Source organism: Flavobacterium oncorhynchi (genome assembly GCF_002217355.1).
Taxonomy (GTDB): Bacteria; Bacteroidota; Bacteroidia; order Flavobacteriales; family Flavobacteriaceae; genus Flavobacterium; species Flavobacterium oncorhynchi.
In genome coordinates this window covers 72,650-84,480 of record NZ_MUHA01000012.1, presented here as the reverse complement: position 1 = coordinate 84,480, position 11,831 = coordinate 72,650, and the positions used below count along the sequence as shown (strand labels likewise).

Here is an 11,831-nt window from a genome sequence, read left to right as displayed (position 1 = left end):
AATGTTACAAATTTATTACCGACAAGGTATAAAAAAAGGCGATACTAAAAAAGTAATCGCCTTATGTATGTTTATACAAACATTATTTTTTGTGTCTAGGCTCGCTAGAAACAGTTAATTTATGTCTTCCTTTTGCTCTTCTACGCGCTAGAACTTTTCTTCCATTCGCAGAAGCCATTCTGTCCATAAATCCGTGCTTATTTCTTCTTTTTCTTTTCGATGGTTGAAATGTTCTTTTGCTCATTGCTTTGTATCTTTAAATGGTATCTAATATCTCTTTTTCTGTTTTGGAGATCCTTATTCCAAAACCGAGTGCAAATATACAAAGACTTTTTTTTCTGGCAAGTACTTTAATAAAAATATTTTTAATTCATTTTACTATATTTGCAATCACAAATATACATCAATTATGTTTAATAAAATTATCAAACTTATTTTAGCTGGATTACTTGTAGTAGCTGGCATCTGGCAATTTACAGAAAGCAATATAGGTAACGGAATATTCCTTTTATTACTAACTGCAATTCCAATTTTTCTTTACTTTAAAAATGAATTTATCCTTTTAGCCTTCCTTAAATTAAGAAAACAAGACTTTGAAGGAGCAAAAAAATGGTTATCTTATATTAAAAACCCTGAAACTGCATTAGTAAGAAAGCAACAAGGTTATTTTAATTATCTTCACGGAATTATGTTATCTCAAACAAATCTTATTCAAGCTGAGAAACATTTCAAAAAAGCAATCGAGCTTGGATTATCAATGGATATGGATTTAGCCGTTGCAAAATTAAACCTTGCAGGAGTTGCAATGTCACGCAGAAGAAAACTTGAAGCGACAAATTTACTAGCTGAAGCTAAGAAATTAGACAAACAAGGAATGCTGAAAGAGCAAATCTCAATGATGAAAGAACAAATGAAGAAAATCTAATTTTCTAAATTATATCCCGATAGCTATCGGGATTGAAGTCCCAAATTCAAATTAATTGTGAATTTGGGATTTTTTTATTTTAAATTTTCTTTCTAACACAAGGCCAACGCTTAGTTTGTCATTTCGAAGAAGGAAAAATCTTCACGAGTAACTCTATAATCAAAATCGATAATCTTTGTCGAGCTACTTGCAGAGATTTCTCCTTCGTCGAAATGACAAGATTGCGCAAGAAACTTCAAAGAATTGGAATTTGGATTTTAATTCCGATAGCTATCGGGATGGAATTTAATTCTCCAATATAATAGAAGGCAGATTCTCATTCAGCCATTTGTATTTATTGAGAATCATAATATGAGTTCCGCCTTTTACAACAATACAGCTGTTAATGTACTTTATAGGAAAAACATCATCTTGATCTCCGTGAATATGAATCACTTTTTCATCGATTTGATTTCTATCCCATAAAATAACCGATTCTACTGCCCATTGTAAATAATTAAGATCTCGAACAGCTAAAAACTTCTCATACAACTTAATGCGCTTATTGACTTTTTCGCCAAAAGAATATTTTGCAAGATTCTCAATGTTTAAAATTAATTTCATTGGAATCAATTTGTAGGCTTTTGTTGTTTTTCCAATTTTCATTCTTCTAGGAAACTCAACATTACTCCTAACACTTGAAATAATAATTACTTTTCTGGCTTGAATGTGTTTCGCTATCTCCTGAACCAAAATTCCTCCAAAAGAAACTCCTATTAAAACTGGATTTTCATGTTTTATATTTTTGCTGATTCGCAGTGCATAATCAGACAATGATTCTTTTGGTTTTGGAATTTCCCATTCCAATAAACACATTTTAAAAATAGTTTCATCTAGTTTGATTCTTTCAAAAATGGCAGGACTTGCTGCTAAACCGGGCATAAAATATACAGGAATTTTGCTCATTAGTTTGAAAACGTATTACAATTACGACTATAATTTCAAGTTAAAAGTACTTTTTTTAGTTGTATCCACAGCAAATCTTGCACCATAATTAAAACTCTAAAAAAATAAAACAAAAAAAACAACTGCTTCCATACCCAAAATAGAGATTTCAAAAAATAATCTAATATTGAAAATCAAATGATTACCTTTGTAGTCCGACATTTTTTAAAATTTCCAAAAAGAATTCTACATGAGATTGTTCCACCCCCATTCTCTATTACATATTAACAACTAATAAAAAACATGACAAATTATGGAATCTATTGAAATTACTATGGAAATCAAAGACAATACTTTTGCAAGACAATTTGAAACCACAGTTCCAGAAGGATTATTAAGCATTGAATATTCATTTCAGGAAAAGAAAATTTTCCTAACAAAAATCAACACTCCAGAAAACTACGAAAATCAACCTGTAATCGACACATTACTTAAAAACATAATGGAGTTGAGCACAGAAAAAAAATTGAGAGTAGTTCCAATCCATCCAAAAATTGTTTCTTTTTTCAAGAAAAACCCAAAATACAAAGAATTGCTTCCTCCGGGAATTAGAATCTAAAAATCGCCTATCAGCTTAAGCCACATACCGCCGATTACCATATAAATAAAGAGCATTACAAGTCCGGTTATTAAACCTTTGACCCACCAGCTTTTTAAATCTACGTAGCCGCTCCCGAAAAAAACAGGTGCCGGCCCGTGACCATAATGCGTTAAAGTTCCATAAATTGACCCCACAAAACCAAGCATAAAAGCCAAAAGCAATCCAGGAACTCCTAACGAAACTCCTACTCCTAAAAGCGCCGCATACATAGCTGCAACGTGAGCTGTTGCGCTGGCAAAAAGATAATGACTAAAAAAGTACACCAACACAATAATAGGAAACGCCATCTGCCAGCTTAAACCTCCTATTTCTGCTTTTATTACATTACTAAACCAGTTTATAAAACCTAGTTCATTTAACGAACTGGCCATCATAACTAAAACTGAAAACCAAACAATTGTGTCCCAAGCTCCTTTTTCTGCTTTTACATCATCCCAAGTCAGCACCGAAGTTAAAAGCAAGATCACTAAACCAATAAAAGCTGTTGTTGTAGCATCAATAGAAAACAAATCACCTGTCATCCAAAGAAACAACAAAATAAAAAACGTCAAGAGCATCATCCACTCGTTACGGGTAATCGGCCCCATATCTTTCAATTTCTGAGCAGCAATTTGCGGTGCATCTCCCGTTTTTTTAAGTTCAGGCGGGTAAATTTTATATAATACAAAAGGAATTACAAAAAAGGCACACAAACCTGGAACTATAGCCGCTGCCGCCCACGACATCCAAGAAATTTTTATTCCTAAATTAAGCGCAAACTTTTGACACATAGGGTTACTTGCTGTTCCCGTCAAAAACATAGAGGACGCAATTAAATTTGCATTATAACTGCTCAAGGTAAGATATGATCCTAATTTTCGATGTGTTTCGGGTTGATCCGGCATAGAACCAAAACTCATTGACATCGATTTCATAATAGGATAAATAATTCCTCCGCCTCGAGCGGTATTACTAGGCACCGCAGGGGCTAAAACCAAATCAGCCAAGCCTAAACCATACGCCAAGCCTAATGAACTTTTTCCAAATATTCTAATAAATAAAAAAGCAATTCTATTTCCTAAACCTGTTTTTATAAATCCTCGCGCTATAAAAAATGATATTCCGATTAACCAAATCACTTTATCTCCAAAACCCTTTAAGGCTAAAGTAATTGATTTACCAGCATCTCCAGGAGCCAAAACTTGAGAAAAAGCGGTTAAAGCAATGGCAATCATACACATTGTACCCATTGGCGCAGCTTTTAGAATAATTCCTAAAATTGTGGCTACAAAAATGGCAAACAAATGCCAAGCTTCAATTACTACACCATCTGGCGCAGGAATTAACCAAATTGCGATTCCAACTGCCAGCGTAATTAAGGTTTGTGGTATTTTTACTTCTTTCATAAAATTAGGATTAAATTAGACTATAGTCTACATTGAAACTGAATTAAAAACAAATTATCATTATAAGAAGAGGTGTCTGGGATATTGCGAGCATACTTGTCAATTTCAAATCCCATTTCGATACGGCCTGTATACGCTTTTCCAAATTCAAAACTAATCATTGGCGTATAAGTCTGTCTAACATTTGAATTAATTTTATAGCTCGGATCAAAACTTTCAAAACGACAGGACAACTCTAACGAGGTTAATTTTTTGTAATTCACAGAGTATCTTAAATTAGGCAGAAAATAAATCCCGCGCATTTGATAATCAGAAACATCTGGAGTTCTCGTATCAACAGGCAAAGAAAAATATAAATTATGATTTGTTCCTTGCTTATACTCTATTTGTAAATCAAAAGTAAATTTATCTGTCAGCTTAAAATCGCTGGTAATATCAGCTCCAAAAGCAAAAACTTTTTCTTTAAAAACTTTTCCTGTACCAGCATTTAACCCAAGATTTATTTTATGTTCTTTTGATAATCCAAATACCCAGCGTGTAGAATACTGCTTACCATTATCTTTATCCATTTCCTGATTTTTTCCGTTTCCGTTTAAAACTGAAACAGCATAATTTACAGGAATTTTACCAATGTCAAAATTTCCGCTTGCCGAAGCTCCAATTTGAAAACTTGTCCATCCGTTTTTTCCAAATTCATAATATTGATTAGAGAAATCGAAAGATTTAATAATGTCCACAGGAACCAATTCTTCAATACCAAAAGCTGGACGAAACTGACCTCCTGTTACGGCTATATATTTATTAAAAGTATATTTTGCATAAGCATTTTCAAGCACCTTTCCTTTTGTATCCGATTTAAAATCGGCTAGATTCACTAAGATTACAACTTCTGTCGCTTCACTTAATTTTGTATTAAGACCAACACGCATCCTTTTAATATCGAATGAACTCTGAGTAACATCTCCTGTCGAATGATGAACCCCCAAAACATCAACATTTTTACCAAAACTTTCTAAATAACGAGCTTGAAAAAGCCCTTTAAATTGAAACTGCGGATACTTCACACCATCATCTGAATCTGTCACATTTTGAGTTGCTGCAGTTTGAGCATTTATAAAGTGTGGTATTATCAAAAGGATAAAAATAATTTTTACTAGTAAAGGTTTATTCATAAAGACTTTAAATAAAAAATTAGTATAATATTATCTCTGCTTACTTTTTATTCTCCACTCATCTTCTATCCGAACTTCGATTTGCCGGCCTTGGAGCCGCGGTATTTCTATTTGGTGCTGGACTAGGCGCAGGACGAGTTGCAGGTCTTGTTACTGGTGCTGTGGGACGAGTTGCAGGCTGCGTTGGTCGTACCGCAGGTCTTGTTGACGGGGTTACAGGACGAGTTACTGGTCTTGTTGCACCAGGGTTTGTCACACCAGGTCTAGTCGTTGGGTTTGTTGGTCGCGTTACTGGCCTTGTTGTACCAGGGTTTGCTGGTCGCGTTACTGGTCTAGTTGCTCCTCCAGGTCTGGTCGACGGATTTGTTGGTCGAGTTACAGGTCTCGTCGTATTTCCCGGTCTTGAAGGTCTTGAAGGCGTTACCGGCGCAGGTCTTTTATAATCTCTGCCATTATAAGTACCCTTATAACGTCCGTTAACTCGGTTATCTCTAACTACTACAGATGTATTTCTTCTAGTGGTATAATTATTATAATATCTAGGATTTCTTATAACGGTAGTTCTTCGGTAATAACGATTGCTGTAATAATGTCCGTGATAACCCCAATAGTCATGATAATAAACTGGACGCCAAGGACGCCAGTATGGAGGGTAATAACCCCAATACCAAGGCGATCTATAAGCAACATATATGGGAGAGAACAAAAACAATACTACTGGCCATGCACTCACACTTGTATTTACATAACTCGGACTAGTTGTGGTATTATAATTATTAGTTGTATTGTTATTTATAATTACTGTTTGATCTCCTTTATAACCGGGATTTGGTGTTCCTGCAACTGTATCTGCAGGTTCAACTATATAGTTTTTCCCGTATAGATCCTCGTCTCCAATTGCCTGAACGTGAACATTATTCTTTTTGTCTTTATCGACTTCAATAACTGCAACATCTTGAGTTTCCTTACTATTTACAGCTACCTGAAGCACAATTACATGTGTATTTCCTTCTTTATGACTTTCGATTTCAATATAATCGATTTCTCCATCATTATTCAAATCTAAATTATTAACCTTAGTTTCTGGATCGTTTAATGCTTTTTCAAAATCTTCTAAAGTTTTTGATTTTTGAAATATATCTAATACTGCATACAAATTAAGATTATCCCCAGGCAAACCTAAAGCTACAGGTTCATCATTTGTTTGAGAAAACAAGGAATTAAACAAACTACTCATTAAAATCACAAAAAATAGAATACTTTTTTTCATATTAATAGTCAGTTGATTAAGATTTGCAGTGACTAAGGTATGAAAAAACAGACAAAGTTTTAACATAACATTATAACTTTCTGTTTTATACTATAAAATTTAAACAAAACGGCTTTTTGACCTAATTTACTTCTCAAAAAGCCAATAATGTAAGACTTATATTCTTATATTTGTAAATAAGCGTTCTTTCTGAACATCTTCTCCTTTGTAATGTCTTACAAAATCTGTTTTACGATTTGTCAAATTATAGAAACTAAATTGCGATGAAAAAACATATACTTATTTTTTTCTTTTTCCTTTCAATTACCTGTGGATATGGCCAAATAGAGGTCTCATCAACTTTGGATGATGCGATCCAGAAGGCTATTGAAAAAAGTGCTTCTTTAAAAAACAAAGATTTAGACATTGAAAAATTGAATCTTCAAGAAAAAAGTGTTTGGAATAAATACATCCCAATAGTTGAAGCGAGTGCTCTTTATACCTATTTTGACAACAAACTTACTGTAGATCTTCCTACGGCAACTATTCCAATTGTGAACTATCCTTTATTTGATGGCAAAACTGCTTTTAAAAATTACGGCAACATCTTTAACGGAAGTGTAATGGCAAAAACCGTACTATTCAGCGGTATGCAAATTCCGAACGGCGCAAAAGCTATTGGAGAAAAAACCAAAGGAACAATGTTCCTGAAAGAATCTGAAAAGGATCAAATTACAAAAGAAGTCATCAACACTTTTGATCAACTGGAATTGTTAAAAGAAATAGACAAACTATTAAAAGAAAGCGAAAACCGACTAGAAACAGAAACAAAACGCGTTACAAAAGCTATCGAACAAGGACTGGCAATTCCGTATGATCGAGACAAAATTAAGCTAGCTTCATTAGAACTGGCTTCAAAAAAAATTGAACTTGACGGGAAAAGAAAATTAGTTTATAAAAAAATTAAGTACTTAACAGGTTATTCTATTACTGAAATAGAAAATGTTCATTACGACTTAAACCCCTATTTAATAACGGATGAAAAATTAAGCACACAAAATAAACAAGAAATAAAAGCATTGGAATCGTTTAAATCTGCTTATGAATATTTATTAAAGAAAGAGAAAGGAACTTATCTGCCAACTTTAGGAGCATTTGGAGGCGTTTCGTACTCCAGTCTTTTTGATGCAAATGCTACTACTCCAATAATTACTGGAATTAATCAAGCTTTATACTTAGGTTTAAATGAAGCTACAATAAGCAACAACTGGGTTGTAGGAGCCGCTATGAAATGGGAAGTTTTTTCTGGTTTTGAAAGAAAACACAAAGTACATGAAGCCAAAATAAATATTGAGCAGGTTCAAAACCAAATTGACGATACTAAAGAAAAACTCGAACTTCTGCTGGAAAAAAATCTTGTTGATTATAGTGTGCTGACTCAAAAAATAGACATTACACAGCAGCAGGAAAAAGTGGCAAACAATAATTTAAATCTTGCGATAAAACAGTATAAAGAAGGCTTAATCAACATATCAGAACGTCTTGAAGCAGAAAACGACTCTTATAAAGCATCCGTAAACAAAACAACTACTTTGATCGAACAAAGACTTGCTGCTATTGAAACTATAATTGCTACTGGCGATTTATCAAAAAAAATATCTAAATAAAAGTTCTATTTTATGAAAAAAATAATAGTAACCGCTGTCGTAATTCTCCTTTTAATAAGCTGTCAAAAAGCAAAAAAAGAGGATACAATTCAAGGAAAAATAGAAAAAGAACAAATTGCAGTTGTCAGCAAAATTCCTGGCAAGATTCTAAAAATCTTTGTCAAAGAGGGAGATATTGTTCAAAAAGGAGATACATTGGCAATTTTAGATATTCCAGAAGTAGATGCTAAGAAAAGTCAAGCCGAAGGTGCAGTAATCTCAGCACAAGCACAATATAAAATGGCAGTAAAAGGCGCTACTGAAAACCAAATTAAACAGCTTGAAGCTAAAAAAATGGGGTTAAAAGAACAATATGAGTTTGCTCAAAAATCGATCAAACGATTGACAAATATGCTCAAAGATTCTTTGATTTCTCAACAAACTTACGACGAAACTTTTGCAAAATATCAAGGAGCGCAAGCACAATACAATGCTGTTATAGCTGAACTTGATGATGCAAAAAAAGGAGCTCGAATCGAACAGCAAACAATGGCTTTAGGACAACAAGACAGAGCGCTTGGCGCATTGCAGGAAGTAGAAACCGCAAACAAGGAACGCTATATAATTGCTCCCCAAAATATGAGTATTGAGACTATTACTTTAAATCTTGGCGAACTTGCATTGCCGGGTTACACTTTGTTTAATGGTTATATTGCCGACAGTACTTATTTTCGTTTTACAATACCTGAAAAACAATTGGATAAGTTTAAAAAAGGGCAAGAAATAACGGTACAGGTTCCATATAAAAAAGAAAATATTAAAGGAACAATTACCACCATAAAACAATTGGGAGCTTACGGAAATATTGCTACCGCTTATCCAGATTATGAAATGCAGGAAAGCTTATTTGAAATAAAAATAACGCCTTCAAATACGGAACAGGCCAAAGATCTTATTACAAAAACAACTGTTACTTTATCGCTTTAACTATGCAAAACTTTTTTTCATTGCTTAAACGGGAATTTCAATTATTTTGGAAAAACAAAGTGCTCCGAATATTATTCATTGGCGCACCAATACTCTATGGCGTTTTGTTAGGATATGTTTATGGCAAAGGCAAAGTAACCGATTTACCCATAATTGTGGTTGATCAGGATCGAAGCGAATTAAGCTCAAAAGCAATTCAGATGTTTGAGGATAACGAAGTTTTATCGATTGCTTCTATTTTGTATGATCAAAATAATCTTTCCAAAATTGCTATTGAAAAAGAAGCCACTTGTGTAGTTATTATTCCAAAAGATTTTGAAAAAATGACACTCACTAAAAAGTATCCTGAAATTACAACCATTGTAAATACATCTAATGTTTTAACGGCTAATTACGCTTCGACCGCAATACAAATTTGTTTAGGAACATTAAAAGCAGGCGTTCAAATTGAAACATTACGAAAACAAGGTATTCCAGAAAATTTACTCATGTCGCAATATGAACCTTTTAAAACTACTTTTATAAAAAAATACAATCGCAGCACCAACTATATGTATTTTCTTTGGCCGGGCGTTCTTGCAACGGTACTGCAGCAAGTACTTTTACTGGGATTAGCTCTTTCTTTTGCGTCTGAATTTGAAAACGGAACTTTTAAAGATTTAGTAAAAAGATGTCCGTCAATTTTCAAAATGCTTGCCGTAAAAATAATTCCATATCTCATAATGAGCTTTGGAGTCTGGCTTATTTACTGGCTTTTTACTTTATGGTTCAGACTTCCGTTTTATGAAAATTTACTACCGCTTACTTTTATTGCTGGAATATTTGTACTCTCTGTTTCTTTCATCGGAATCTTGGTAAGCGTAGTCGTTCCTAATCAATTAAAAGCGACAGAAATTTTGATGGTGATTGCAACACCAAGCTTTATCTTGAGCGGTTTTACTTGGCCTTTAAGCCAAATGCCTCAAGCTGTTCAAGCAATTGCAAATGTGATTCCATTGACTCATTTCTTAAAAGCTTTTAGAATTCTAATTATTGAAGACGGTGCTTTTTCACAAACTACAACACCAATCTGGAATATGATCATTATTGGTTTAGTCTGCTCAATTGGCGCTTACATTGCTTTGTATTTTAAAAAGAAAAGCGTTTTAAAACAAGCATAATTTTTTGACATAAAAAAAGGCATAAGAATCAACTTATGCCTTTATATTTTTCAAAGAGAGAACTACTTTTCAATCTCTCTCATAGAATCCATTTTTTTATGCGCAAGGAAACCTGCTACATCTTCAAAATGCTCTTTTACACGTTTGTTTCCAAATTCAAAAACCTTAGTTGCCAATCCGTCAAGGAAATCACGGTCGTGAGAAACCAAGATTAATGTTCCGTCAAAATCGCGCAAAGCATCTTTGATAATATCTTTTGTCTTCATATCCAAGTGATTTGAAGGCTCATCCAGAATCAATAAATTTACAGGCTCTAACAACAATTTAATCATTGCCAAACGTGTTTTTTCTCCACCAGAAAGCACTTTTACTTTCTTAGTAATATCATCACCTTGAAACATAAACGCTCCAAGAATATTTTTAATCTGTGTACGAATATCTCCAACCGCAATTGCATCAATTGTTTCAAAAATAGTTGCATTTTCATCTAATAATGAAGCCTGATTTTGAGCGAAGTATCCAATTTGTGCATTATGGCCAATTTCAACACTTCCTTCATCAACACCAATCTCTTTCATAATTGCTTTGATCATGGTCGATTTTCCTTCTCCATTTTTACCAACAAAAGCAACTTTTTGACCGCGTTCAATTACAATATTTGCATCTTTAAAAACGACATGATCTCCATAAGATTTAGACATTTCTTTTACCACAACAGGATATTGTCCAGAACGTGCTGCCGGTGGAAACTTCAAACGCAATGCAGAAGTATCTACTTCATCAACTTGAACAATTTCAAGTTTTTCAAGCATTTTTACACGTGATTGTACTGCGTCGGTTTTTGAAAACGTTCCTTTAAAACGATCAATAAAAGCTCTATTGTCAGCAATCATTTTTTGCTGCTCATCATAAGCTTTCTGCTGATGAATACGACGGTCTTTTCTAAGTTCTAAGTAATGAGAATATTTAGCTTTATAATCGTAAATTCTTCCCATTGTTACTTCGATTGTACGATTTGTAATATTATCTACAAATGCTCTATCGTGCGAAATTACCACTACCGCTTTGGCAGAAGTCAATAAAAATTCTTCCAGCCATTGAATACTTTCAATATCCATATGGTTTGTCGGCTCATCCAGTAAAATCAAATCTGGTTTTTGAAGTAAAATTTTAGCCAATTCAATACGCATTCTCCATCCTCCAGAAAATTCAGAAGTTTGACGTGTAAAATCTTCTCTTTCAAAACCTAAACCAACTAAGATCTTTTCAACTTCAGCTTCGTAATTTACTTCTTCAATTGCATAATACTTCTCGCTTAAGTCAGAAACTCGCTCGATCAATTTCATGTATGCATCACTTTCATAATCCGTACGAACCGTTAATTGCTCATTGATTTCGTCGATTTCGGCTTTCATTTTAAAAATCTCACCAAAAGCTTTAGAAGCTTCTTCCATTACAGTCGAACCGTCTTTTGTCAATAAATGCTGAGGCAGGTAAGCCACAACAGCATCTTTTGGTGTAGAAATACTTCCTGTAGAAGGTTTGCTTTGTCCTGAAATTATTTTTAGAAGTGTCGATTTTCCCGCACCATTTTTACCCATAAGGGCAATTTTATCATTTTCGTTTATAGCAAAAGAAACATCGCTAAATAATGTAGTTCCACCAAATTGAACCGAAATATCGTTAACTGTAATCATTACTTTCTGTGAATTTGTTTAATCG

Annotated in this window: 11 protein-coding genes; 5 read left to right on the top strand and 6 right to left on the bottom strand. The window is 33.7% G+C overall.

Going from position 1 to position 11,831, the window contains the following annotated elements:
- Window positions 1-82 precede the first annotated feature (82 nt).
- A complete protein-coding gene (gene rpmH / locus B0A75_RS10155; protein WP_008464848.1) occupies window positions 83-244 on the bottom strand; it encodes a 50S ribosomal protein L34 in 162 nt (53 codons plus the stop codon).
- A 165-nt stretch (window positions 245-409) separates the two neighbouring features.
- Here rpmH and B0A75_RS10145 point away from each other — a divergent pair, with 165 nt between their 5' ends.
- The gene (locus tag B0A75_RS10145; protein WP_089054166.1) at window positions 410-925 is read left to right on the top strand and encodes a hypothetical protein; all 516 of its coding nucleotides are present in this window, start codon (window positions 410-412) and stop codon (window positions 923-925) included.
- A gap of 285 nt (window positions 926-1,210) precedes the next feature.
- Here B0A75_RS10145 and B0A75_RS10140 read toward each other — a convergent pair whose 3' ends face one another.
- Window positions 1,211-1,870, bottom strand: coding sequence for an alpha/beta hydrolase (locus tag B0A75_RS10140; RefSeq protein WP_089054165.1), 660 nt, complete (start codon window positions 1,868-1,870; stop codon window positions 1,211-1,213).
- Window positions 1,871-2,183: 313 nt separating this feature from the next.
- Here B0A75_RS10140 and B0A75_RS10135 point away from each other — a divergent pair, with 313 nt between their 5' ends.
- The gene (locus B0A75_RS10135) at window positions 2,184-2,468 is read left to right on the top strand and encodes a GNAT family N-acetyltransferase (RefSeq protein ID WP_089054231.1); all 285 of its coding nucleotides are present in this window, start codon (window positions 2,184-2,186) and stop codon (window positions 2,466-2,468) included.
- Here the strand turns inward: B0A75_RS10135 and B0A75_RS10130 are convergent.
- Genes B0A75_RS10130 through B0A75_RS10120 form a run of 3 tightly spaced genes read right to left on the bottom strand, consistent with a single transcriptional unit; the run spans window position 2,465 to window position 6,337 of the window.
- Window positions 2,465-3,895, bottom strand: a complete 1,431-nt coding sequence (locus B0A75_RS10130; RefSeq protein ID WP_089054164.1) for an anion permease — start codon at window positions 3,893-3,895, stop codon at window positions 2,465-2,467. The two genes, B0A75_RS10135 and B0A75_RS10130, sit on opposite strands and share 4 nt — an antisense overlap.
- Window positions 3,896-3,915: 20 nt before the next feature.
- Entirely contained in the window at window positions 3,916-5,067 is a 1,152-nt protein-coding gene (locus B0A75_RS10125) for a porin (protein ID WP_089054163.1), read from the bottom strand.
- 58 nt (window positions 5,068-5,125) lie between these two features.
- Window positions 5,126-6,337, bottom strand: coding sequence for a hypothetical protein (locus B0A75_RS10120; protein ID WP_123872356.1), 1,212 nt, complete (start codon window positions 6,335-6,337; stop codon window positions 5,126-5,128).
- A gap of 263 nt (window positions 6,338-6,600) precedes the next feature.
- On the opposite strand from B0A75_RS10120, the gene B0A75_RS10115 reads away from it, so the two are divergent.
- Genes B0A75_RS10115 through B0A75_RS10105 form a run of 3 tightly spaced genes read left to right on the top strand, consistent with a single transcriptional unit; the run spans window position 6,601 to window position 10,109 of the window.
- The gene (locus B0A75_RS10115) at window positions 6,601-7,983 is read left to right on the top strand and encodes a TolC family protein (protein ID WP_244284378.1); all 1,383 of its coding nucleotides are present in this window, start codon (window positions 6,601-6,603) and stop codon (window positions 7,981-7,983) included.
- 12 nt (window positions 7,984-7,995) lie between these two features.
- Complete coding sequence (locus B0A75_RS10110; RefSeq protein WP_089054160.1) at window positions 7,996-8,949, top strand: HlyD family secretion protein; 954 nt, start codon at window positions 7,996-7,998, stop codon at window positions 8,947-8,949.
- 2 nt (window positions 8,950-8,951) lie between these two features.
- Window positions 8,952-10,109: an ABC transporter permease gene (locus B0A75_RS10105; RefSeq protein WP_089054159.1), complete on the top strand. Its 1,158-nt coding sequence runs from the start codon at window positions 8,952-8,954 to the stop codon at window positions 10,107-10,109.
- 62 nt (window positions 10,110-10,171) lie between these two features.
- Here B0A75_RS10105 and B0A75_RS10100 read toward each other — a convergent pair whose 3' ends face one another.
- Window positions 10,172-11,806, bottom strand: coding sequence for an ABC-F family ATP-binding cassette domain-containing protein (locus B0A75_RS10100; protein ID WP_089054158.1), 1,635 nt, complete (start codon window positions 11,804-11,806; stop codon window positions 10,172-10,174).
- Between the last annotated feature and the right edge of the window lie 25 nt (window positions 11,807-11,831).